The 23743-nt window shown below is 73.0% G+C and carries 22 protein-coding genes; 16 read left to right on the forward strand and 6 right to left on the reverse strand.

Annotated elements, in window-relative coordinates:
- The first annotated feature begins 17 nt into the window (after positions 1–17).
- The 8 genes from IE212_RS05950 (at position 18) to IE212_RS05985 (ending at position 9639) form a co-directional block, all read left to right on the forward strand.
- Entirely contained in the window at positions 18–2066 is a 2049-nt protein-coding gene (locus tag IE212_RS05950; RefSeq protein WP_190196646.1) for a tetratricopeptide repeat protein, read from the forward strand.
- Between the two features lie 173 nt (positions 2067–2239).
- On the forward strand, positions 2240–3364 hold the full coding sequence (ald, locus tag IE212_RS05955; RefSeq protein ID WP_190196647.1) for an alanine dehydrogenase: 1125 nt from the start codon (positions 2240–2242) through the stop codon (positions 3362–3364).
- Positions 3365–3776: 412 nt separating this feature from the next.
- Positions 3777–4904 carry a ParA family protein gene (locus IE212_RS05960; RefSeq protein ID WP_190196648.1) on the forward strand — a complete coding sequence of 376 codons (1128 nt, stop codon included), beginning with the start codon at positions 3777–3779 and terminating at the stop codon, positions 4902–4904.
- A complete protein-coding gene (locus tag IE212_RS05965; RefSeq protein WP_190196649.1) occupies positions 4889–5464 on the forward strand; it encodes a hypothetical protein in 576 nt (191 codons plus the stop codon). Before IE212_RS05960 ends, IE212_RS05965 begins: the two co-directional genes overlap by 16 nt.
- 18 nt (positions 5465–5482) lie before the next feature.
- The gene (locus tag IE212_RS05970) at positions 5483–6802 is read left to right on the forward strand and encodes a segregation and condensation protein A (protein ID WP_190196650.1); all 1320 of its coding nucleotides are present in this window, start codon (positions 5483–5485) and stop codon (positions 6800–6802) included.
- The gene (gene scpB, locus IE212_RS05975; RefSeq protein ID WP_190196651.1) at positions 6799–7485 is read left to right on the forward strand and encodes an SMC-Scp complex subunit ScpB; all 687 of its coding nucleotides are present in this window, start codon (positions 6799–6801) and stop codon (positions 7483–7485) included. Before IE212_RS05970 ends, scpB begins: the two co-directional genes overlap by 4 nt.
- Positions 7485–8546: a pseudouridine synthase gene (locus IE212_RS05980; protein WP_190196652.1), complete on the forward strand. Its 1062-nt coding sequence runs from the start codon at positions 7485–7487 to the stop codon at positions 8544–8546. The genes scpB and IE212_RS05980 overlap by 1 nt, the downstream gene beginning before the upstream one ends.
- 73 nt (positions 8547–8619) lie before the next feature.
- The gene (locus IE212_RS05985) at positions 8620–9639 is read left to right on the forward strand and encodes an ADP-ribosylglycohydrolase family protein (protein ID WP_190196653.1); all 1020 of its coding nucleotides are present in this window, start codon (positions 8620–8622) and stop codon (positions 9637–9639) included.
- On the opposite strand, the gene IE212_RS05990 is transcribed toward IE212_RS05985, so the two are convergent.
- Positions 9640–10080: a Rieske (2Fe-2S) protein gene (locus IE212_RS05990; protein WP_190196654.1), complete on the reverse strand. Its 441-nt coding sequence runs from the start codon at positions 10078–10080 to the stop codon at positions 9640–9642.
- A gap of 180 nt (positions 10081–10260) precedes the next feature.
- On the opposite strand from IE212_RS05990, the gene aroH reads away from it, so the two are divergent.
- The 5 genes from aroH (at position 10261) to der (ending at position 14863) form a co-directional block, all read left to right on the forward strand.
- A complete protein-coding gene (gene aroH, locus IE212_RS05995) occupies positions 10261–10623 on the forward strand; it encodes a chorismate mutase (protein ID WP_190196655.1) in 363 nt (120 codons plus the stop codon).
- Positions 10620–11705, forward strand: coding sequence for a prephenate dehydrogenase (locus IE212_RS06000; protein WP_190196656.1), 1086 nt, complete (start codon positions 10620–10622; stop codon positions 11703–11705). Before aroH ends, IE212_RS06000 begins: the two co-directional genes overlap by 4 nt.
- Before the next feature lie 277 nt (positions 11706–11982).
- Complete coding sequence (gene cmk / locus IE212_RS06005) at positions 11983–12645, forward strand: (d)CMP kinase (protein ID WP_373301347.1); 663 nt, start codon at positions 11983–11985, stop codon at positions 12643–12645.
- The gene (locus IE212_RS06010) at positions 12603–13286 is read left to right on the forward strand and encodes a lysophospholipid acyltransferase family protein (protein ID WP_190196658.1); all 684 of its coding nucleotides are present in this window, start codon (positions 12603–12605) and stop codon (positions 13284–13286) included. The genes cmk and IE212_RS06010 overlap by 43 nt, the downstream gene beginning before the upstream one ends.
- Before the next feature lie 80 nt (positions 13287–13366).
- Positions 13367–14863 (forward strand): ribosome biogenesis GTPase Der, encoded by a 1497-nt coding sequence (gene der / locus IE212_RS06015; RefSeq protein ID WP_190196659.1) that lies wholly within the window; start codon positions 13367–13369, stop codon positions 14861–14863.
- A 75-nt stretch (positions 14864–14938) separates the two neighbouring features.
- Here the strand turns inward: der and IE212_RS06020 are convergent, their stop codons facing one another.
- Both IE212_RS06020 and IE212_RS06025 read right to left on the reverse strand, forming a co-directional pair.
- A complete protein-coding gene (locus IE212_RS06020; RefSeq protein ID WP_190196660.1) occupies positions 14939–15334 on the reverse strand; it encodes a hypothetical protein in 396 nt (131 codons plus the stop codon).
- A gap of 85 nt (positions 15335–15419) precedes the next feature.
- On the reverse strand, positions 15420–16205 hold the full coding sequence (locus tag IE212_RS06025; RefSeq protein WP_190196661.1) for a DUF8842 C-terminal domain-containing protein: 786 nt from the start codon (positions 16203–16205) through the stop codon (positions 15420–15422).
- Positions 16206–16750: 545 nt separating this feature from the next.
- Here IE212_RS06025 and IE212_RS06030 point away from each other — a divergent pair.
- Positions 16751–17407, forward strand: coding sequence for a LysM peptidoglycan-binding domain-containing protein (locus IE212_RS06030; RefSeq protein WP_190196662.1), 657 nt, complete (start codon positions 16751–16753; stop codon positions 17405–17407).
- Between the two features lie 75 nt (positions 17408–17482).
- On the opposite strand, the gene IE212_RS06035 is transcribed toward IE212_RS06030, so the two are convergent.
- The 3 genes from IE212_RS06035 to IE212_RS06045 are packed head-to-tail and all read right to left on the reverse strand — an operon-like array spanning position 17483 to position 21747.
- On the reverse strand, positions 17483–18124 hold the full coding sequence (locus IE212_RS06035; protein ID WP_190196663.1) for an ABC transporter ATP-binding protein: 642 nt from the start codon (positions 18122–18124) through the stop codon (positions 17483–17485).
- On the reverse strand, positions 18121–21261 hold the full coding sequence (locus IE212_RS06040) for an ABC transporter permease subunit (protein WP_190196664.1): 3141 nt from the start codon (positions 21259–21261) through the stop codon (positions 18121–18123). Before IE212_RS06040 ends, IE212_RS06035 begins: the two co-directional genes overlap by 4 nt.
- 9 nt (positions 21262–21270) lie before the next feature.
- Positions 21271–21747 (reverse strand): hypothetical protein, encoded by a 477-nt coding sequence (locus IE212_RS06045; RefSeq protein WP_190196665.1) that lies wholly within the window; start codon positions 21745–21747, stop codon positions 21271–21273.
- Between the two features lie 143 nt (positions 21748–21890).
- On the opposite strand from IE212_RS06045, the gene IE212_RS06050 reads away from it, so the two are divergent.
- Both IE212_RS06050 and IE212_RS06055 read left to right on the forward strand, forming a co-directional pair.
- Complete coding sequence (locus tag IE212_RS06050) at positions 21891–22451, forward strand: MTB12 C-terminal domain-containing protein (RefSeq protein ID WP_190196666.1); 561 nt, start codon at positions 21891–21893, stop codon at positions 22449–22451.
- A complete protein-coding gene (locus IE212_RS06055; protein WP_190196667.1) occupies positions 22426–23712 on the forward strand; it encodes an ABC transporter substrate-binding protein in 1287 nt (428 codons plus the stop codon). The genes IE212_RS06050 and IE212_RS06055 overlap by 26 nt, the downstream gene beginning before the upstream one ends.
- Positions 23713–23743: the final 31 nt, after the last annotated feature.

The following is a 23743-nucleotide window of genomic DNA, read 5'->3' on the forward strand; positions in this document are numbered from 1 at the left end:
GGACGGGAGTGTGGCCCGTGACGGATCAGGTCGTGGAGACAGGCGACGTGCGGCTGACCGGGCACGCAGCGGGGGACAGTCGGTTCCTCGGCCGCACGCGGGAGTTGAAGGAACTGCGCGCCGACATCGAACGCGCCGGACTCGACACCCTGGCAGGACGCAAACCGCCACGCGCCCGTGTGCTGCTCATCGCCGGCCGGCCCGGCTCCGGACGCACCGCACTCGCCGAGGAGCTCGCGCGACAGGTCGCCGGCCGATACCCGGACGGCGTGCTGCGCGCCCGGCTGACCGACGCCGACGGCACCCCCGTGCCCGTCGAACGCACCGCACGGGACCTGCTCGCCGCTCTGGACGAGGACGCCCCGGCCGGAGCCGGCGAAGACGACCTCACCGACGCCCTGCGCACCGCCCTGGCCGACCGCCGGGCCCTGCTCCTGCTGGACGACGCGGCCGACGCCGGGCAGGTCGGCGCCCTCCTGCCGGACTCCCCGGACTGCCTGGTCGTCGCGGTCTCCGAAGGCCCGCTGACCGGCATCCCGGACGTCCGCCCCTGCACGCTGGGCGGGCTGGACGCCAAGTCCGGGGTGGAGCTGCTGTCCCGGTACACCGGCTCGGTCCGCATCACCGTCGACCCCCGGGCCGCCGAGGGCCTCGCCGAGGAGTGCCAGGGGCAGCCGGCCGCGCTGATGCTGGCGGGCGGCTGGCTCGCCGCCCGCCCCAAGGCGGCCGTCTCCGACCTCGCCAAGCAGCTGCGCGCCGAGGACGACGAGGGCACCGCGCTGAGCCGGGTCTTCCGCCTCGCCTACGCCGCCCTGCCCGCCACCGCGGCACGGGTGCTGCGCCTGCTCGCGCTCGCTCCGGCCGGACTCGTCGACCCGCAGAGCGCCTCCGCGCTGGCAGGCTGCTCGGTCGGCAGCGCCCGCGCCACCCTGGACGACTTCGTCGCCCTCGGCTTCCTGCACGCGGTGGACTCACCGCTGCCCCAGTACGAGGTACCCGGCTGCCTGCACCCGTTGCTCCGCGTTCTCGTCGAGCACCACGAGCGCCCGGCCGAGCGCCGCCTGGCCGGCGCTCGCATGCTGGAGCGGACGGTACGGCTGCTCCAGTCCTGCCGGGTGATCACCGAGACCGACAGCCCCCAGGCCCGCCAGAAACTGCTCGACATGCCGCGAGCCCTGCGCTTCCCCACCCCGCGGGCAGCCGCCGAGTGGCTGCGTCTGACCCGGCCCGCCCTGCTGGCCTCGGCCCGGCTCGCGGTCGCCGACGGAGAGCTGGACACGCTGGCCCGGCGGCTGATGTCCCAGCTGGTGCGGGCGATGGTGGCACACGTCGGCACCCAGGCGGCGGCGCCCGACCTGTACGTCATCCACAACCTGGTCCTCGACGTGGCCGAGCGCCGGAACCTGCCCCGCGAGCGGGCCGCCGCCCTGCTCAACCTGGGCGACCTCGACGCCCGGACCGGCCGCACGGACGACGCGCTGGGGCGCTACCGGGCCGCGCTGGACGCCGGACGTGAGGTGAACGACCCGTACGCGACCGGGCGCGCGATGGAATCCGTGGGCGGCGCGTACCTGGAGCTCGGTGACTTCGACCGGGCCGCCGACTGGTTCGGCCGGGCCCTGGCCGAGCGGCTCGCCCGGGGCGAGCGGGCGGACGCGGCGCGGCTGTACGGGCGGATCGCCGCCGCCCACACCTATGCCGGCCGCTACGGCGAGGCCCTGCGGAACTGGCGGTCTGCCATCGCCGGGCACCGCAAGCTGGGGGACGTGGCCGCCCAGGCGCGGGCCATGAGCGAACTGGCGCGGGTCCAGGAGTACGCGGGCCGCCCCGAGGAGTCGCTGCGCAGCTGCCGGGAGGCCGTGGAGTGGGCGCGGCGAGCGGACGACACGCGGTTGCAGGCCGCGCTGCACCTGCGGATCGCCGACACGCTCGAGCGCCTCGGTGATCCCGCGTCCGCGGGCCTGCACCGGGGCGCCGCCGAGCGGCTGCTCGGCGAAGAGCCGGACGACGCCGTGGAGACCGACAAAGCCCTGGTCGGGGACTCCAAACCGGAAACATCGCCCTGACGCCTGCGAAATCCGCAGTACATCCGCTGAAGATTGATGTAATGAAAGGCTAGACAGCGGGAACACCTTCATTAGACTGGCTCCGCCGCACGTTCTCCTGCGGTCTCTCCCGGTGTGCCCGTACGTGCCCGGGTATGTCTACTAATGCCCCCATACCCTCTGAGCCAAGGACCGTGATCGACGTGAAGGTCGGCATCCCCCGCGAGGTCAAGAACAACGAGTTCCGGGTGGCCATCACCCCCGCCGGCGTGAACGAGCTGGTGCGCCACGGCCACCAGGTCGTCATCGAGCGCGGCGCCGGCGTCGGCTCCTCGATCCCCGACACCGAGTACGTCACCGCCGGCGCGCAGATCCTGGACACCGCCGACGAGGTCTGGGCCGCCGCCGACCTGCTGCTCAAGGTCAAGGAGCCCATCGCTGAGGAGTACCACCGCCTCCGCAAGGACCAGACACTCTTCACCTACCTGCACCTGGCCGCATCCAAGGAGTGCACGGACGCCCTCCTGGAGTCCGGCACCACGGCGATCGCGTACGAGACGGTCGAGCTGCCCAACCGCGCCCTGCCGCTGCTCGCGCCGATGTCCGAGGTCGCGGGCCGGCTCGCCCCGCAGGTCGGCGCCTACCACCTGATGCGCGCCAACGGCGGCCGGGGCGTGCTGCCCGGCGGCGTCCCCGGTGTGCCGGCCGGCCGCGCCGTCGTCATCGGCGGCGGCGTCTCCGGCTGGCAGGCGGCGCAGATCGCCATCGGCCTGGGCTTCCACGTGACCCTGCTCGACAAGGACGTCAACAAGCTCCGCGAGGCGGACAAGATCTTCGGCACGAAGATCCAGACCGTGGTCTCCAACGCCCTCGAACTCGAGAAGGCCTGCCTGGAGGCCGACCTCGTCGTCGGCGCCGTGCTGGTCCCGGGCGCCAAGGCCCCGAAGCTGGTCACCAACGAGCTCGTCTCCCGCATGAAGCCCGGAAGTGTCCTTGTCGACATCGCGATCGACCAGGGCGGCTGCTTCGAGGACTCCCGTCCGACCACCCACGCCGAGCCGACCTTCCAGGTCCACGACTCGGTCTTCTACTGCGTCGCCAACATGCCCGGCGCCGTGCCCAACACCTCCACCTACGCGCTGACCAACGCCACGCTGCCCTACATCGTGGAGCTGGCCAACCACGGCTGGGCGGACGCCCTGCGCCGCGACCCGGCGCTGGCCAAGGGCCTCAACACCCATGACGGCAAGGTCGTTTACCGCGAGGTCGCCGAGGCGCACGGCGCGGAGCACGTGGAGCTGTCCTCGCTGCTCGGCTGAGTGCGTGTGACGGTAAGTCAACCAAGTCACCAGAAGGCAAAGGCGATACGTCAACACAGGTCGTCAACGCCGCACGTCCGGCCGGACCTTGCCCGACAAGGTCCGGCTGAATGTGTGTATGGTCACTTCGCGGTTCTCGGGCAACTCGCCTCGAACGTAACCCTTCAACCGATTCGCACACCGGTGAAACCTGCCGTGCGACGGCCGTACGCCCTTGACAGCGGGATGTTTCATTGCCGACACATCGGGCCGGGTCCGGCGGATTGTGTTGCTGCGGACGCCCGACACGCCATAGAGTCGCCAACCGTCGGCATGGTGCCACGCTGACCTGTCTAGAAGTTTCCTGGTCACCAAGGAGGTAAGACGACTTGTGAATGAGTCGACATTTACTCCCGGGGGTGGCCAACCAGGAATGCCCGCACGGGACCAGGCGCCCGCGGGGTTCGCGGCTGTCGGCTCCGTCGCTGTGCGCACCTTCGCAGCCCACCAGAGTCAGCAGACGACTCACACTGCACACCAGAAGATGGATGGCCATCACGTGAACGCCATGGCCGGCGACGGAAGTGGCGCGCCCCACAACCACTTCGCCGACTACGACGAACTGCCCGAGGGGCACTTCTACGACCCCGACGCGGAGTACGAGCCCGACCCCGAGTACGCGGCCACGCTCGCGCCCGACGCGGCCAGACAGCGCCGGGAGCGTATCGGCCCGACCGGGCGCCCGCTGCCGTACTTCCCGATCCCGGGCCCGCTGGGCGACCACGGACCCGCGAAGATCATCGCGATGTGCAACCAGAAGGGCGGCGTCGGCAAGACGACGTCGACCATCAACCTGGGCGCCGCGCTCGCGGAGTACGGACGCCGGGTGCTGCTCGTGGACTTCGACCCGCAGGGCGCGCTGTCGGTCGGACTCGGCGTCAACCCGATGGAACTCGACCTCACCGTCTACAACCTGCTCATGGAGCGGGGGATGGCGGCCGACGAGGTGCTGCTGAAGACGGCGGTCCCCAACATGGACCTGCTGCCCAGCAACATCGACCTGTCGGCGGCCGAGGTCCAGCTGGTCTCCGAGGTCGCCCGCGAGTCGACCCTGCAGCGCGCCCTGAAGCCGCTGCTGGACGACTACGACTTCATCGTCATCGACTGCCAGCCCTCACTCGGCCTGCTCACGGTCAACGCCCTGACGGCCGCGCACAAGGTGATCGTGCCGCTGGAGTGCGAGTTCTTCGCGCTGCGCGGTGTGGCCCTGCTGACGGAGACCATCGAGAAGGTCCAGGAACGGCTCAACCCCGACCTGGAGCTCGACGGGATCCTCGCCACGATGTACGACTCGCGCACCGTGCACAGCCGTGAGGTGCTCGCGCGTGTCGTCGAGGCGTTCGACGACCACGTCTACCACACGGTCATCGGGCGCACGGTCCGCTTCCCGGAGACCACCGTCGCCGGTGAGCCGATCACCACGTACGCCTCCAACTCCGTCGGTGCCGCCGCCTACCGCCAGCTCGCCAGGGAGGTGCTCGCCCGGTGTCACGCCGAGTGAGTCTGCCGGGGGCCGACGAACTCTTCCGTACGACAGGGGGGATGGGGCTGCAGTCGTCCACGCCCAGGCGACAGGCGGGCGGCGACGCCCGGGTGCCCGCTCCGGCGGCAGAGGGCGACACGGCGGCAGCGGCCGCGGACGACGCACCGCAGTCGGTGCCCGCGCAGGGCGGTGACGGCGAGGGCCCGGAGCATGTCGCGGCGGACGCGGAGCAGGTCGAGGCCGGGGAGTCCCGCAGCCGCTCCGGCTCGGGCCGTCGGCAGGCGGCGCAGGAAGGCTCCGCCGCCGGTGCCGCCGCTGCCGCCGCGGCGCCACGCAAGCGCGGGCGGGCCGCCGCACGCCGCCCCAGTGGCCGTGAACGGCACGACGAGAAGATCACGGTGTACGTGTCGGCCGAGGAGCTCATGGATCTGGAGCACGCCCGTCTCGTGCTCCGCGGCGAGCACGGCCTCGCCGTCGACCGCGGCCGCATCGTCCGCGAGGCGGTCGCCGTGGTCCTCGCCGACCTGGAGACCCGCGGAGAAGCAAGCATCCTCGTACGACGGCTGCGCGGGCGGTAGCGATAACCTGCGGGGGCCATGACCTCGAACGCCACCCCGCCACCCGCCGGCCGTCGCCGCACGCTGGGGCGTGGGCCGGGCGTTCCCCGCACCGAACCGGGAGCGGGACCGCAGGCCGCCTCCGCCGGGGCCGCGCCGGCCGAGGCGGCGGAACCGGCCGGACCGGGCGGGTCGCCCGTGGAGGCCGTGTCCGGTTCGGCTGGGGCGGAGGCCGAGGCCGTCGGCCGGGCCTCGGGGCCTTGGGCAGGGCCCGGTTCGGCGGGGCCACACAGCGGGGGCGACTTCACGGCTGCGGCGTCCGCGACGACCACCGCCGCGGTCGAGTACGACGGCGTCGCCCCACCAGAGGACGCCGGACCCGCCGGTGACGGGCGTCGGCCCGTGCCCGCTCCTGCGCGAGAGGAGAGCGAACCGTTCCTCTCCCGCTCCGCGGCCGGGCAAGCGGTGGCCGGCCCGGCGCGGGCCCCGGAGGCCCGCAGCGAGGAGGGGGACGGCGCACAGTCCCCGGCTGACGCCGGCGATGCCGACGACGGGGTCTTCAAGGTCCGGCTCGCGAATTTCGAAGGCCCCTTCGATCTGCTGCTCCAGCTGATCTCCAAGCACAAGCTGGACGTCACCGAGGTCGCGCTGTCGAGGGTGACCGACGAGTTCATGGCGTACATCAGGGCGATGGGGCCGGACTGGGACCTGGACGAGACGACCGAGTTCCTCGTCGTCGCGGCCACCCTGCTCGATCTGAAGGCCGCGCGGCTGCTGCCCGCCGCCGAGGTGGAGGACGAGGCCGACCTCGCCCTGCTGGAAGCCCGGGACCTGCTGTTCGCCCGGCTGCTCCAGTACCGGGCGTACAAGCGGATCGCCGACATCTTCAACGGCCGGCTCGACGACGAGGCCCGGCGCTATCCCCGCACCGTCGGGCTCGAGCCCCACCACGCCGAGCTGCTGCCCGAGGTCGTCATCAACATAGGAGCCAAGGGGTTCGCCGAACTCGCCGTGAAGGCGATGCAGCCGAAGCCCAAGCCGCAGGTGTACGTCGACCACATCCACGCCCCGCTGGTCAGCGTGCAGGAGCAGGCGCGGATCGTGGTCGCGCGGCTGAGGGAACTCGGCGAGGCCGCCTTCCGGGTGCTGGTCGAGGACACCGACGACACACTCACGGTCGTGGCCCGCTTCCTCGCACTGCTGGAGCTGTACCGCGAGAAGGCCGTGGCGCTGGAGCAGGAGGCCGCCCTCGGGGAACTGCTCGTGCGGTGGACCGGCGGCGACGGCGACGACACCCCGGCCGTCACCGACGAGTTCGACCGGCCGCCCGAACCGCCGAAGGAGGAGAAGAAGGCGTGAGTGAGGACACCAGGGACCTTCCGGCCGGGCTGCGCGACGTCTCCGGCCTCGACCTCAAACCCGCTCTGGAGGCGGTCCTCATGGTCGTGGACGAGCCCGCGACCGAGGAACACCTCGCGAAGATACTGGAGCGGCCGAGACGCCAGATCGCGGACGCCCTGCGCGAGCTGGCCGACGAGTACACGGTCCAGCGGCGCGGCTTCGAGCTGCGATACGTCGCGAACGGCTGGCGTTTCTACACCCGCGCCGAGTTCGCGCCCGCCGTCGAGCGCTTCGTCCTGGACGGCCAGCAGGCCCGCCTCACCCAGGCCGCCCTGGAGACCCTGGCCGTCGTCGCCTACCGGCAGCCGGTCAGCCGCAGCCGGGTCTCGGCCGTGCGCGGAGTGAACTGCGACGGTGTCATGCGCACCCTCCTGCAGCGGGGTCTGATCGAGGAGGCGGGCACGGAACCCGAAACAGGTGCGATCCTGTACGTGACGACGAACTACTTCCTGGAGCGGATGGGCCTGCGCGGTCTGGACGAGCTCCCGGAGCTCGCGCCCTTCCTCCCGGAGGCGGAGGCGATCGAGGCCGAGACCCAGGAGGGCGTACCGTCGTTCGACCCGGACGCGCCTGACGACGACGTGCCGGGCCGCCCGGTCACCCCGGGTACCGACGACGAAGACGACCAGACGGAACTTTGATGCGAAGCAGCGGCAGCGGCAAGAGCGGCGGACGCGGTAACCACCGCGGCGCCGGTAACAACAGGGACCAGAAGCAGGGGCAGGGCCGCCCCCGCAAGCCCCGCCCCGAGGAGCGCCGCTACGACGTGGGCCCCGGGGCGACGAAGGACGGCCCCAAGGCCGGGCGTGGCGGCGCCGCGCGGGGCGGCGCCAAGGGCGGGCCCAAGCAGCCCCAGAAGCAGGGGCGTACCGCCCCGGCGCGCCCGCGTGAGTACGAGGCGCAGATCGAGGAGCGCAACCGCGACCGGTACGCCGGGAAGAAGGACGTCAAGCTCCCGAAGACCTTCCCCGGCGCCGAGCAGGAGGGCGAGCGGCTGCAGAAGGTCCTCGCGCGGGCCGGCTTCGGCTCCCGGCGGGCCTGCGAGGACCTGATCGAGGAGGCCAGGGTCGAGGTCAACGGCGAGATCGTCCTGGAACAGGGGCGGCGCGTCGACCCGGAGAAGGACGAGATCAAGGTCGACGGCCTGACCGTCGCCACCCAGCGCTACCAGTTCTTCTCGCTGAACAAGCCCGCCGGCGTCGTGTCCACCATGGAGGACCCGGAGGGCCGGCAGTGCCTCGGTGACTACGTCACCAACCGCGAGACCCGGCTCTTCCACGTCGGCCGGCTCGACACCGAGACCGAGGGCGTCATCCTGCTCACCAACCACGGCGAGCTGGCGCACCGGCTGACCCACCCCAAGTACGGGGTGAAGAAGACCTACCTCGCGCACATCGTCGGCCCCATCCCGCGCGACCTTGGCAAGCAGCTCAAGGACGGCATCCAGCTGGAGGACGGCTACGCCCGCGCGGACCACTTCCGGGTCGTGGAGCAGACCGGCAAGAACTACCTCGTCGAGGTCACCCTCCACGAGGGCCGCAAGCACATCGTGCGCCGGATGCTGGCCGAGGCCGGTTTCCCGGTCGACAAGCTGGTGCGGGTCGCCTTCGGGCCGATCACCCTGGGCGACCAGAAGTCGGGCTGGCTGCGGCGGCTGTCCAACACGGAGGTGGGCATGCTGATGCAGGAAGTCGATCTCTAGGCTCACGCGGACGCCGCACGCCGCAGGGTTCCCCGCTCCCTCGTCAGGGGGCGGGGACGGAAGGACTTCTGACATGGCCACGCTCGTCCACAAGCAAGCCGCCACGGGAGCGCTCACCGGCCTCGCGCTGGGGGACGCGTTGGGGTACCCGACCGAGTTCAACGACGTGCCGACGATCGTCGCCACGCACGGGCCGTGGCGGGAGATGCCGCTGCCGGAACCCGCCCGCGTCTCCGACGACACGCAGATGACGCTGGCACTCGGCCGGGCCGTGCGGACGGCGATGGACCGTGGGCCGCTCACTCCTGCGGGGCTGCTGGGGCCCCTGCGTGAGGAGTTCGTGGCCTGGTACGAGTCGCCGGAGAACAACCGGGCCCCGGGGCGTACCTGCCTGACGGCCTGCTCGCTGCTGAAGGACGAGTCCCGCCCCTGGCAGGACGCCAGCCAGATCCACTCCAAGGGCTGCGGCGCCGACATGCGCGTCGCCCCCCTCGGCCTGGTGCAGGGACTGAGTGACGAACAGCGCGCGGGCGCCGCCCAGTTGCAGTCCGCCCTCACCCACGGGCACCCCACCGCGCTCGCCGCGTCCGACCTCACCGCGCACGCGGTACGGCTGCTCGCGCAGGGCGCGGAGCCCGCCGGGCTGGTCGGGCTGCTGCGTTCGTACGCCCTGGACAACCGCGGCCGCTACCACGAGCGCTGGCTCGGCGACCTGTGGCGCCGGGCCGGGGACCCGAGACCCGAGCGGTTCATCGCACGCGGCTGGGACGAGTGCCTGGCCGTCCTCGACCGCCTCGAGCAAGCGGTGCGCACCGTCTCGCCCGAGACCGACCCGTGCCTGGCCACCGGGGAGGGCTGGATCGCCGAGGAGGCCCTGGCGACCGGGCTGCTGTGCTTCCTGCTCTTCCCCGGCGAGCCGCTGACGGCCCTGCGGCGTGCCGCCTGCACGGCCGGTGACTCGGACTCGATCGCCTGCCTGGCGGGCGCGTTCGCGGGTTCCTACCTGGGCGCGCAGGCCTGGCCGGCCGAGTGGGCCGACCGGATCGAGTACCGGAGCGACCTGCTGACTCTCGGAGCGCTCTGGGACTCCTGATCAGCCGCCGGTCAGCCGGACCGAGTCGCCCTCGACGGTGATCTGCTCGGCGGGCAGCGGCCGGGCCGCCGGGCCGTGCGCCACCGAGCCGTCGGCGATCTTGAACCTGCTGCCATGGCAGGGGCAGTCGATCGTGCCGTCGGAGACGGAGCCCACCGTGCAGCCCTGGTGGGTGCAGATCGCCGAGAAAGCTTTGAACCGGCCCCGCTCCGGCTGGGTCACCACGACCTTCTCCTCCTTGAAGATCTTGCCGCCGCCGACCGGGATCTCGTCGGTCGTGGCCAGCTCCCGGCCGGCCGGGGTGCTCGACGCGCCCTGGCCGGTGGGAGAGCTCGTCGTCGTGGTGCCGTCGCCGCCCCCGCCGCAGGCCGCGACGAACGCCGCCGCGCCCGTCGCGCCCGTGGCGAGGAGAACCGTGCGGCGGGTGGTCTCGTGGGTCATGTCGTCACTCCGAACGCACAGAAGAGGGGCAAACCGGATACGTCTGCATGTTGAGTTCGAAAATACCCAAAGAACGGCGACTCCGGTGTCTCATCGGCTGGGCATCGATCACCCCGGCTCCGGGGGCTGACTAGGCTGGACGGACGCAGAGCGACACGCACATCAGCAAGGAGCATCGCCGTGGCGGTACGAGCGGTCCGGGGCGCCGTCCAACTGGAACGGGACGAGGCCGGGCACATGGACGAGCGGGTCGGAGCCCTGCTCACGGCCATCCTGGAGCGCAATGAGCTCACCGCCGACGACCTGATCAGCATCTGGTTCACGGCCACGCCCGACCTGCACAGCGACTTCCCGGCGGCCGCCGCCCGCAAGCTCGGCATCACCGACGTGCCGCTGATCTGCGCCCAGGAACTGGACATCGAGGGCGCCATGCCGCGCGTCGTCCGGGTCCTCGCGCACATCGAGTCCGACAAGGCCCGCGCCGACCTCTCGCACGTCTACCTCGGCGCCGCCGCCGCCCTGCGCAAGGACATCGCCCAGTGAGAACCGCTCTCGTCATCGGAACCGGGCTCATCGGCACGTCCGCCGCCCTCGCCCTGTCCCAGCGGGGCGTCACCGTGCACCTCGCCGACCCGGACCGGGAACAGGCCCGCACGGCGGCCGCGCTCGGCGCCGGCACGGACGAGACACCGGACGGGCCCGTCGACCTCGCGGTCGTCGCCGCCCCGCCCGCGTACGTGGCCGGCGTGCTCGCCGACGCCATGAGCCGCGGTGTGGCGCGCGGCTACCTCGACGTCGCCAGCGTCAAGGGCGGGCCGCGCCGCGAGTTGCAGGCGCGGGGCCTCGACCTCGCCGCGTACATCGGCACGCACCCCATGTCGGGCCGCGAGAAGTCGGGCCCGCTCGCCGCGACCGCGGACCTCTTCGAGGGCCGTCCCTGGGTGCTCACCCCGACCAGGGACACCGACACCGAGGTGCTCAACCTCGCCCTGGAGCTGGTCTCGCACTGCCGTGCCGTGCCGGTCGTGATGGACGCCGACGCCCATGACCGTGCGGTCGCCCTGGTCTCCCACATGCCGCACCTGGTGTCCAGCCTGGTCGCCGCACGCCTGGAGCACGCAGAGGAGGCCGCCGTACGGCTGTGCGGGCAGGGCATCCGGGACGTGACCCGGATCGCCGCCTCCGACCCCCGGATGTGGATCGACATCCTCTCCGCGAACCCCGGGCCGGTCGCCGACCTGCTCACGGACGTCGCCGCCGACCTGGAGGAGACGGTGCGGGCCCTGCGCGCACTCCAGTCCACCGACGACCACAAGCGGCGCGAGGGCACCAGCGGGATCGAGGACGTGCTGCGGCGCGGCAACGCCGGGCAGGTCCGCGTTCCCGGCAAGCACGGGTCCGCTCCGCGGGTGTACGAGGTCGTGGCCGTACTCATCGACGACCAGCCGGGGCAGCTGGCCCGGATCTTCGCGGACGCCGGGATGGCCGGGGTCAACATCGAGGACGTGCGGATCGAGCACGCGACGGGGCAGCAGGCCGGTCTGGTGCAGTTGATGGTCGAGCCGAAGGCCGCGCCCGTTCTGACCGCCGCGCTGCGGGAGCGGGGCTGGGCCATCCGCCAGTAGGCCGCGGGGCGTGGCGGGTCAGTGTTCCGGGGGGCTGCCGCCCCCAGGCCCCCGCTTCGGCCTGAACGGCCTCGTCCTCGATCACCGGGCGGGCTGGGAGGGGCCGACCGCCGCCTTCGCCCCGCGTGCCGGGCGGGCTGGGAGGGGCCGAGTGCCGTCGTCGCCGGGGGCGGCCGGACGAGTGATGCGAACCCAGTAACCTTGTGCGGGGCGGTCGCGCCCTCACCCCCGCCGACCCGGTTTCAGGAAGGTCCCCACTGTGGAAAGCGCCACGCCAGTGATTGTCGCCATCGACGGCCCGTCCGGCACGGGCAAGTCGAGCACCTCGAAGGCCGTGGCGGCGCAGCTCGGGCTGAGCTACCTGGACACCGGCGCCCAGTACCGGGCGATCACCTGGTGGATGGTGAACAACGGCATCGACATCGACGACCCGTCCGCGATCGCCGCCGCGGCCGGCAAGCCCGAGATCGTCTCCGGCACCGACCCGCAGGCCCCCACCATCTTCGTCGACGGTGTCGACGTGGCCGGCCCGATCCGCACCCAGGAGGTCACCTCCAAGGTCAGCGCGGTCAGCGCGGTGCCGGAGGTGCGCGCCCGGATCACCGAGCTGCAGCGCTCGCTCGCCGCCTCCGCTGAGCACGGCATCGTGGTCGAGGGCCGTGACATCGGCACGACCGTGCTGCCCGACGCCGACCTGAAGATCTTCCTCACCGCCTCCCCGGAGGCGCGCGCCGCCCGCCGCAGCGGCGAGCTGAAGGGCGCCGACGTGCACTCCACCCGCGAGGCCCTGATCAAGCGGGACGCCGCCGACTCCAGCCGCAAGACCTCTCCGCTCGCCAAGGCGGACGACGCCGTCGAGGTGGACACCACCGACCTCACGCTGGCCCAGGTCATCGAGTGTGTCGTCACCCTCGTCGAGGAGAAGCGGGCCGGGAAGTGAACCTCCCCTCGGAAAAGGGCGCCGAGGTCGGCCGGCGCATCGGCGTCGGCCTGATGTACGGGCTGTGGAAGCCGCGCGTGCTCGGTGCCTGGAAGGTGCCCACGCACGGACCGGTGATCCTCGCGGTCAACCACTCCCACAACATCGACGGCCCGATGGTCATGGGCGTGGCGCCCCGGCCGACGCACTTCCTGATCAAGAAGGAGGCGTTCATCGGGCCGCTGGACCCCTTCCTGCTCGGCATCGGGCAGGTGAAGGTCGACCGCGACACCACCGACCGCACGGCGATCACCCAGGCGCTCGGCGTCCTGGAGAACGGCGGCGTGCTGGGCATCTTCCCCGAGGGCACCCGGGGCGAGGGCGACTTCGCCGCGCTGCGCGCCGGGCTCGCGTACTTCGCGGTGCGCAGCGGCGCCCCGATCGTGCCGGTCGCCGTGCTGGGAAGTTCCGAGAGGCGCGGACGGTTGATAAAGGGGCTGCCGCCGCTGCGGTCCCGTGTCGACGTCGTCTTCGGCGAGCCCTTCGAGGCGGGCGACGGCAGCGGGCGCCGGACCCGCAAGGCGCTGGACGAGGCGACCGGGCGCATCCAGAAGCAGCTCGCCGCCCACCTGGAAAACGCCAGGCGCTCCACCGGGCGCTAGGCAACACTGAGTAGTGGATCAGCCCGGCAGGCAGCGGGTACTCCACCGACCACCACGATGAACGACGAGGTACGGACTTCATGAACGACCACATCCAGCCCGACGGCTCGGACGCCTCCGAGGGCGTGCACGAGCACGACCACGGGGCGCTCGGCGACGCCGAGTACGCGGAGTTCATGGAGCTCGCCGCGGGGGAGGGCTTCGACGTCGAGGACGTCGAGGGCGCGATCGAGGCGGCCGGCCACGGTCCGCTGCCGGTGCTCGCCGTCGTCGGCCGCCCCAATGTCGGCAAGTCGACTCTGGTGAACCGCATCATCGGCCGCCGTGAGGCCGTCGTCGAGGACAAGCCCGGAGTCACCCGCGACCGGGTGACGTACGAGGCGGAGTGGGCGGGCCGCCGCTTCAAGGTCGTCGACACCGGCGGCTGGGAGCAGGACGTCCTCGGCATCGACGCCTCCGTCGCCGCCCAGGCCGAGTACGCCATCGACGCCGCCGACGCCGTCGTGTTCGTCGTCGACGCCAAGGTCGGGGCCACCGACACCGACGAGGCCGTGGTACGGCTGCTGCGCAAGGCCGGCAAGCCGGTCGTGCTCTGCGCCAACAAGGTGGACGGCCCGAGTGGCGAGGCCGACGCGGCGTACCTGTGGTCGCTGGGCCTGGGGGAGCCGTACCCGGTCTCCGCGCTGCACGGCCGCGGCACCGGCGACATGCTCGACCAGGTCCTCGAGGTGCTGCCGGAGGCGCCGCGTGAGACCTTCGGCGGGGGCGGCATCGGCGGGCCGCGCCGGATCGCGCTGATCGGCCGCCCGAACGTGGGCAAGTCCTCGCTGCTGAACAAGGTCGCGAACGAGGAGCGCGTCGTCGTCAACGAGCTGGCCGGCACCACCCGTGACCCGGTCGACGAGCTGATCGAACTCGGCGGCGTCACCTGGAAGTTCGTCGACACGGCCGGTATCCGCAAGCGGGTCCACCTCCAGCAGGGCGCCGACTACTACGCCTCGCTGCGTACGGCGGCGGCGGTGGAGAAGGCGGAGGTGGCGGTCATCCTGATCGACGCGTCCGAGTCGATCTCCGTGCAGGACCAGCGCATCGTCACCATGGCCGTCGAGGCGGGCCGCGCGATCGTGCTCGCGTACAACAAGTGGGACACCCTCGACGAGGAACGCCGCTACTACCTGGAGCGGGAGATCGAGACGGAGCTCGGCCAGGTGGCGTGGGCACCGCGGGTGAACGTCTCGGCGCGGACCGGCCGTCACATGGAGAAGCTGGTCCCGGCGATCGAGACGGCCCTGGCGGGCTGGGAGACCCGGGTCCCGACCGGCAGGCTGAACGCCTTCCTCGGTGAGCTGGTCGCCGCCCATCCGCACCCCGTCCGGGGCGGCAAGCAGCCGCGCATCCTGTTCGGCACCCAGGCGGGCACCAAGCCGCCGCGGTTCGTGCTGTTCGCCTCCGGCTTCATCGAGGCGGGCTACCGGCGCTTCATCGAGCGCCGGCTGCGCGAGGAGTTCGGTTTCGAGGGCACGCCGATCCACATCTCCGTGCGGGTGCGTGAGAAGCGCGGCGCGAAGAAGAAGTAGGCGGGAAGCCGGAGCCGGACACAGCGGAAGGGCGGCCCCCATGGGGGCCGCCCTTCCGCTGTGTCCGGTGCTCGCTCAGACGTCGCCGCGTCCTCCCGGTGGCAGGGCGGCCGGCACGTGGTGCATGCCCGTGTCGTGCGAGCCGGTGGCCCCGACGCGGTACCACTGCGCCTGCTGCCCGGCGGCGTGCCGGGCGCTCTGGGCTCCGGCGCTGTACGCACTGTACGAGTTGTACGAGCTGTGCGTATGGCTGTAGGAGCCCGTACTGTGCGGGATGTTCCCGAAGGCGGTGAAGCCCAGCTTCTCCTCGCCACTGCGGTCTCCGGGCAGTGCGCGGAAGGACTTGACGTACTCGGCGTAGAGAGCGTCGTAGATCGGCGTGGCCGATGGGCCGCCCTGGGTGTCCTGGGCCGACCGCGCGGAGGGGATCGGCGAGAAGGACTGGCGGCGGGGAACGTCGTATGCGTGCACGTATGTCCAAACGACCCCGCGGGTCAAGGGATGCGGCCGGGGTACGGCTTTCGCAGGGATACGGTGCGGGCGGGTGACGCGCCGCTCAGGTGCCGGCCAGCGGCAGCGCCGCCGCGACCAGCTTTCCGTTCGCCGCCGCCTTGTCCAGGGCGTCCCGCAGCAGGTCCTCGCGCGGCTGACGGCCGATCGAGCCGACAGGGGCGGCGAACATCAGCGCCTGCTGGCGCTTGTTGGCGGCCGCGCGCCAGCCGTCGGTCACCTGGAGCGGCTCGTGCGCCTGCCACCAGGCCACCGGCCGGCCGCCGTTCTGGCCCGGCTGGAGCACCGCGTGCAGCTGGCCGACGGCGAGCAGCACGGACCAGCCGTGCAGCACGGGCGGTACGGCGGACAGCTCGGTCAGGGGCATGAAGCCCTGCTCGATGAGGAGGGGCAGGAAGTCGTCACCGCCGCCGCCGGTCGTGCCGGGCCGGGCGATGGGCGCGGTCGGCTCCACGACCAGGGCCGGGTACAACTCCCCGCCGATCAGGACGAGCCCGCTGGTCACACCGAGCACCGCCTGCTCGGGCACCGTCGTGTCGGGTTCCAGGTCCGCGGTGTCGCCGGTGATGGACTTCACGGCGCCCTTGAGCTGTTCCTCGGTGACCTGGACGACCTGCGAGGGCAGGCAGCCGGCGTGGGCGAAGGCGAGGACGGCGGTCTCGTCCCCGATGAACAGGACGGTGCTGGTGCGCTCCTGCTCGGAGTCGCCCGGAGTGCGGCAGGACGTGCAGTCGTAACTGCCCGGGGCGGTCTCTCCGGCGAGCAGGCGGTCGGCTTCCTCGTCGCCGATCTCGGCGCGTACGTCGTCGCTGACGTCGAGCATGCGCGGCACGGGTGGCTCCCTCGGGGGTGCGGTGCGTGGCGAGGCCGGGTGGCTCCCGGCCTGTGGTCCGGGTGGGCCCCGGCTCATGAAGAAGACAACGGGCGATCTGTGGCGGGAGTCACGCCTTACGGCGAACGGAATCGAACCAACCAGCGCACCGGGTCACACTCAGCGCGGAATCGCGCACTCACTGTCAACTACCTCATCTGTAAAGGGGGTTGAGGTGGTGAAGTGGGTCACAGATCCTCTGACGGATTGGTCGACAAATCCGGAAATCCACGAATGAAGTGGGTGTCCGGAAATCGCCGTTACCTGAGGTATCGACGAACTGGCCTGCCCTTACGGAGAACTGGTTGCTGTCGGCCCGTCACCTTCCATACATTCCTCCGCCGTGTGCAACGAGCACCGCTCGAGTACGTCCACCGGCCGCACGGTTCCCCGGAACCGCGCCCGGCAACACGCCGGTGGACGGGGCGAGCGCGGCCCGCACGCCCCATGGCGTGCAGGGCGGCGTCCCGCCTTGGGGGATCTCGAGTGCTTCGAGAGGGAACTACATGTCCGAATGTGCCGATACCACTCGCGTCAACGCTCGGAAGAACCAGGTTCGTACGACGGCGGTCCTCGCCGGGGCGGCACTGCTCGCGCCCCTCGGACTGCTGGCCGCGACCGGAAACGCCGCGGCGGCTGACAGCGGAGTGTGGGACCGCATCGCCCAGTGCGAGAGCGGCGGCAACTGGCACATCAACACCGGCAACGGCTACTACGGCGGACTCCAGTTCGCCGGCTCCACCTGGCGGGCCTACGGCGGCACGGCCTACGCGCCCACCGCCGACCAGGCGAGCAGGTCCCAGCAGATCGCCGTCGCCACCAAGGTCCAGGCCGCCCAGGGGTGGGGCGCCTGGCCCGTCTGCTCGGCACGCGCCGGGGCGAGCGGCAGCGCACCCGCCGCCGGCCCGGTCACCTCCGCCAAGCCGGCTCCGGCGAAGCCGGCTCCGGCGAAGCAGGCGCAGCCGGCGAAGGCGCCGGAGCGTTCCACGGCACGCGCGGACCGCGGCACCTCCCGCGGCGACTACACCGTCCGTCAGGGCGACACGCTGAGCGGTATCGCCGCCCGGCACGGGACGACCTGGCAGCGCCTCTACACCGCCAACGAGGCCGCCATCGGCGGCGATCCCGACGTGATCGTGCCCGGCCTGCGCCTCGACCTCTGAGCGATTCCCCCTCGCCGCGACACGGGCCCCGTCCGGTCACCTGACCGGACGGGGCCCGTGTGCCCGGCGGCCTGTTCAGTGTCCGAGTTCCCTCGCCTCCCCGGCGAACACAACGGCCCCGCGGCGCAGTTCGTACACCAGGACCGGCCGGTCCCGCAGGGCGGACGGCAGCCGTTGCTCGGCGACCACCACGCACGCGTCGAGCGAGCTCAGCAACTCGTAGGTGCGTGCCGCGACCGAGGGCGACATGCCCTGGGCGGGCTCGTCGACGAGCACCACACGCGCGTGTGCCAGCAGGGCACGGGACAGGGCGAGCATGCGCTGTTCCCCACCGGACAGGGTGCCCGCCCGCCGCTCCAGCAGGGAGCCCAGCCGCGGGTAGGCGTCGAGGGCCGGGCCGTGGTCCGGGGCGGCGAGTTCGAGGTTCTCGCGCACGGTGAGCGAGCCGAACACGGCCTGCCGCTCCGGCACCAGGCACAGCCCGCGCCGGGCCCGCTCGTACGCGGGCACACGGGTCACGTCGACGCCGTCCCACACCACCATGCCGCCCGACAGCGGCACGGTGCCCGCCAGGGCCCGCAGGGCGGTGCTGCGCCCGGAGCCGTTGCGGCCCAGCAGCACGGTGAGGCCCGGGCCGGGCGCGGCCAGGGTGATGCCGTGCAGGGCCTCGACGGGGCCGTAGCGCACGCGCGCGTGGCGCAAGGAGACGGTCGTCATGGCCCGGCCCCCGTTTCCAGGGCGTCCAGTACGCGCTCGGGCGGACCGGAGGCGATGATCCGCCCCGCGGTCATCACCTGCACGACGTCGGCGAGGCCGGCGACCAGGTCCAGGTCGTGCTCGACGACGAGCACGGCCGTACCGTCGGCGGCCAGGGCCTTCAGGACCCGGGCCAGGGCGGCCACTTCGGCGGTGTCGAGGCCCGCGGCGGGCTCGTCGAGCAGCAGGACCCGCGGGGCGCCCGCGAGGACCCTGGCCAGTTCGACGCGGCGCAGCGTCCCCGTGGGCAGCCCGGCGGCGGGCACCGCCCGCACCGGCCCGTCCAGCCCGAGCAGCCTCAGCGTCCGCTCCACCGCCCCGGGGTCGCCCGCCCGGCCCTGCTCGGCACCCACCCGGACGTTCTCCGCCACGGTCAGCGACGGGAAGACGGCCAGCTGCTGGAAGGTACGCGCCACACCGAGCCGGGTGCGGGCGTGCGCGGGCAGCGTGGTGATGTCCTGTCCGTCCAGTCCGACGGTGCCGCGCGCGGGCCGCAGACTCCCGGCCAGACAGTGGAACAGGGTGCTCTTCCCGGCCCCGTTCGGCCCCACCACAGCGGTGATCTGCCCGGGGAAGAGGTCCAGGCCGACTCCGTCGAGGGCGGTGAAGCCGCCGTAGCGGGCGTGCAGCCGGTGGGCGGTGAGCACGGGGGAGGCGGGGGCGGCCCGACCGGTGGGCGGTACCGGGGGCCGCGGGGGCCCTGCCCCTCGCGGCCGGTCCCCGAAGGGCTCGCCCGGCGGGCCGGGCGAGCGGTGGCTGTCCGCAGGCCCTGGGCGGTCTCCGGAAGCGCCTGGCCGGTCCGGCAGGCCGTGTTCGGATGCCTCCGGCGGCTTCTGGTCTGTGGGTTCGGCACCTGCCCGCTCGTCCGGTGCCGTGCCGCGCGGGCCGGGCGAGCGGTGGCTGTCCGCAGGCCCTGGGCGGTCTCCGGAAGCGTCCGGCCGGTCCGGCAGGCCGTGTTCGGATGCCTCCGGCGGCTTCTGGTCTGTGGGTTCGGCACCTGCCCGCTCGTCTGGTGCCGTGCCGCGCGGGTGGGGCGAGCGGTGGCTGTCCGCAGGCCCTGGGCGGTCTCCGGAAGCGCCTGGCCGGTCCGGCAGGCCGTGTTCGGATGCCTCCGGCGGCTTCTGGTCTGTGAGTTCGGCACCCGCCCGCACGTCTGGCGCCGTGCCGCGTCCCCCGGCCGCCGGCGCCAGGCGTACCGGCGTCGCGCCCGTGGGCACCGGCGCTGTCCGGGGCGTCCGGTGCCGCGTCGGGCGCAGCAGCCCGCGGGCTCGGTCGCCCGCCGCTGTCAGGGCCGGTGCGCGGCGCGGGCGCAGGCGCTGCCCCGCGGTGCGCAGGGCCTCGTACGGGCCGCCGGGGAAGCGTCCCACCAGGACCGCCAGGACACCGATCAGGGCCGCCGCCACGCCGCCGCGGGTACCCGCGTCCAGGCCGACCAGCAGCGCGGCGGCGGCGAGCGCGCCGAGGGTGCTGTCGGCGCCCAGCACCACGACGGCGGCGAACCACAGCAGACCGCGCACCGGGTCGTACGCGGCGGCGTCGAAGGCGCGCAGCCCCATGCCGAGCATTCCGCCGCCCAGCGCGGCGAGCGCCGCGCCCGCGACGAAGGCGAACAGCTTGAGCGACGGCACCCGAACCCCCGCCGCCTGCGCCCCCGCCTCGTGGTCGCGCATGGCCGCGAGCGCCCGGCCGGTCCGGCCCCGGCGCAGACCCTGCACCGCCAGCAGGGCGACGGCCAGCAGGAGCAACTCCAGCAGGTAGTACGCGCGGTCCCCGTCGAACCCCGCCGGGCGGCCCAGCGACAGCCCGGCCGTGGCGTAGGGCTGGGCGAAGACGAAGCGGCTCACCCCCACGCCGACGGCGAACGTCGCCAGCGCCAGCGCCAGGCCCCGGCGGCTGATCGCGGGCCACCCGGTGAGCAGTCCGAGCGGCGCCACCAGCACGACCGCCACGGCGAGGGCCGCCAGCTCCGGCATGACCGGCAGGCCCGGGAAGCGCCCGGCCGCGAGCAGCGCGGTGAACAGGGCGCCGAGACCCGCGTACGCCGCCTGCCCCAGTGAGATCTGGCCGCCGCGGCCGGTGACCACCACCAGGGACAGCAGGATCACCGCCAGCGCCGGAACCTGGATCGAGGTGTGCAGATCCCGGCCCGCCAGACCCAGCGGCAGCAGGAGCAGCGCGACCGCCACGATCCACACGCCCGGCGGCGCCGGTGCCCGGGTGGTGGCCGTGCGCGGCAGCGCGTCCCGGGCGCCCACACCCGGCAGCGTCAGGGCCGCGACCAGCAGGGCGACGACGAACAGGTTCGTGCCGACCGCCTGGAGCAGCGGTTCGGACCACCCGGACGGGTGCAGCCGGGTCAGCTGGCTCTGCGCCACCCCGACGGCCAGCGCCACCGCCACCGCGACCGGCAGACTCCGCATCCGCGCGGCCACCGCGACCGCCACGACCTCCACCACGAGCAACGGCAGCCCGTACGGGTCGAGACGCACGTACGGGGCCAGCAGCACCCCCGTCAGGCCCGCCGTGAACGAGCCGAACGCCCATCCCGCGGCCGCGACCCGGTCCGCGTCGATGCCGCCCAGCACGGCGAGCTGCCGGTTGTCCACCACGGCCCGCAGCTCCCGGCCGAACCGAGTCCGGCGGACGATCGCCGTGACTCCGGCGGCCAGCGCCAGCACCACCGCGAGCTGCACCCACGGCTCGTCCGGCACCAGCTCCGGCGCGTCGTCCCGGGCCCCCTGCCCCCACAGCAGCGCCGCACCGCCCACCAGCAGCACGAACACCCCGATGGACGCGACCAGCGTCTGCGCCGGGTCCCCGCCGAGGACGGCCGGCGGCCGGAAGACGAACCGTTCCAGGGCGACACCCAGCCCCGGCGCCAGCACCAGCAGCGTCACCGAGGCCCCCAGCCACAGCGGCCACCCCCACCCGACCACGCACTGCCGCAGGGCGTACGCGCACACCATCGCGATCGCGCCGTGTGCGAAGTTCAGCACGCCGGTCGCGCGGTACGTCACGATCAGTCCGATGCCGGTCAGCGCCGCCGCGCTGCCGACCGACAGGCCGGCCAGCGTGAGGTCGTACGTCAGCGAGGACATCGGCCCTGCTCAGCCGGTCTCTTCGGCGGGCTCGCAGACCGGGCACGGGCCCAGCTCGCCACTCGCCACCAGCCCGGGGTCCACCGGGACCGCCTCCGCCTTGCCCGCGACCAGCGGGCAGTCGGCCCGGTGGTACAGCGTGCCCCCGGGCACCGTCAGCAGCTCGCGGCCGACCGCGAGCGGCGCGAGCGCCGCCTGCCCGCTCGCGTCCGCCTCGGCCGGTCCGGCCGCCACGAGCAGGCCGTACAGCTCCTCCACCCGCGCGGCGGCGACCGAGCTCCGGCCGTGGGCCAGCAACACCGCCCCGGAGATGATCAACGCGGCGCCGGGGATCGTGCAGGAGGCGAGGTAGGGCAGCTGCCGTTCGGCGAAGCGCTCCCCGGAGACGCCGTACCAGCCGACGACGCACAGCACCGCGCCGGCGGCCAGGGCGGCCCAGCCGGCCCAGAGGACGGGATGCACGGTCCGCAGTCGGATTGTCCGCATCGCTGCCTCCCACACGTCGGTTGTCCGGGCACGCGCCTGGCTGCCTGTTCAAGTCCGCCGCTCGCTTGCACTATGCCCCTTGGAAGCTGACCCTGAAAGCACCGGGCGCGCATGGCCCGGACCGACACCCGGTGGTGAGCCAGATGGTTCTCGGCAGCGACCTCAGGCGGGGGAACGGGAAGGCGCGCCCACGAGCCGCGGGACGGGGCACGGCGATCGCGGCAGCCTTGGTGCTGGCCCTCGCCCCGGCCCTCGCGGCATGCGGTGACGACAGCGGCGGCGGCGAGAGCACACCTCCCACACCGACCTCTGAACGGACCACGAGCGCCCCGGCCAGCGCGCCGGCGGACCGGGCCGCGGCCGAAGCGGAGATCAAGCAGAACTGGCAGAAGTTCTTCGACCCGCAGACCTCGACCGAGGACAAGCAGGCCGTCCTGGAGAACGGCGACCGGATGGGACCCGTCCTGCAGGCCTTCAGCGGTGACGCCCGCGGCGGCCAGGTCGAGGCGCAGGTCACCAAGGTCCAGTTCACCTCGGCGACCGAGGCGGACGTCACGTACACGCTCACCCTCAAGGGCGCCACCGCCCTGCCGGACGCCTCCGGGACAGCCGTCGAGCAGGAGGGCACCTGGAAGGTGTCCGTCAAGACGCTGTGCTCGCTGGTGCGGATGAGCGGCAATGGGTCGCCGGTCCCGGGCTGCTGAGATCCTCGCCGCAGTGCTGCTGCTCGCCCTGACCGCCGCCTGCGGCAGCCGGCTCCCGGAGAGCGACTTCGAACACGACGGCCGCACCCGGCCACCCGGCGACTCGACGCCCCTGCGCGTCGGCATCATCGCGAGCGCCACCAGCCCGGTCGGCGGCAGCGCGTTCACCGGCCCGCGCGACGGTGCCAAGGCCTGGTTCGACCGGCTCAACGCGCGCGGCGGCATCGACGGACGCCGCGTCGAGGTACGCACGTGCGACGACGGCGGCAGCGGCGTCGGCAACAACGAGTGCGTGCACCGGCTCGTCGAGGAGGACGAGGTCGTCGCCCTGGTCGCCACCACCGCTCTGGACTACGCCGGCGCCTCCCGCGTCTCCCGCGCCCGGGTGCCCGACGTCGGCGGCCAGCCCATCGGCAGCGCCTACGACACCTACCCGCACCTCTACGGCATCTACGGCAGCCTCGCGCCCCGCGACGGCACCACCGGCTGGGACGGCAAGCTGTACGGCGGCACCGAGGTCTACCGTTACTTCAAGCGGGAGCACGGCGCCCGCACCGCCGCCGTCGTCTCCTACAACCAGTCCGCCTCGGCCGCCTACGCCCGGCTCGTCGAGCGGGGCCTGCGCGCCGAGGGATACCGGGTCGTCCCCGAACAGGTCGACTTCGCCCTGCCCAACTTCCGTGCCGTCGCGGCCGATCTGAAGGAGCAGGGCGCCGACCTCGTGTTCGACGCCATCGACGGGCACGGCAACGCCCGGCTGTGCCAGGCCATGGACCAGGTCGGCGCCGAGGTCACCGCCAAGGTGACCAACGTGCAGAACTGGACGTCCACCGTCCCCGAGGCCTACAAGGACGCCCCGCGCTGCCGCAACGCCCTCTGGGCGACCGGCTCCAGCCGCAACTACGACGACACGGGCGACCCGGCCGTACGGGAGTTCCGCGAGGCGACGAAGGGCCTCGAGACGCACTCCCAGTGGCAGCTGGAGGGCTGGGCGGCCGCCCGGTGGTTCACGGACGCCGCGGAGTCCTGCGCCAGGACGGGCATCACGCGCGGGTGCGTCGACGCCTACCTGAACCGCAGTGAGGGATTCACCGCCGAAGGACTGCTGCTGCCCGTCAGGTTCGAGCGGCTGCCCGAACCGCCGGAAACCAGCCGGACCTGTCTGTCGGTGGCCCGCTGGCGGGACGGCAGGGGCTGGGTCGGACAGGGGGACATGAACCGCACCTGCTTCGACGTCCCCCAGCTGGCGTACGAGCCTTGAGGACAACGGCTGTCCGCAAGGGCTGGCACAC

It is taken from the genome of Streptomyces djakartensis (genome assembly GCF_014651075.1).
In the GTDB taxonomy this organism is placed as follows: domain Bacteria; phylum Actinomycetota; class Actinomycetes; order Streptomycetales; family Streptomycetaceae; genus Streptomyces; species Streptomyces djakartensis.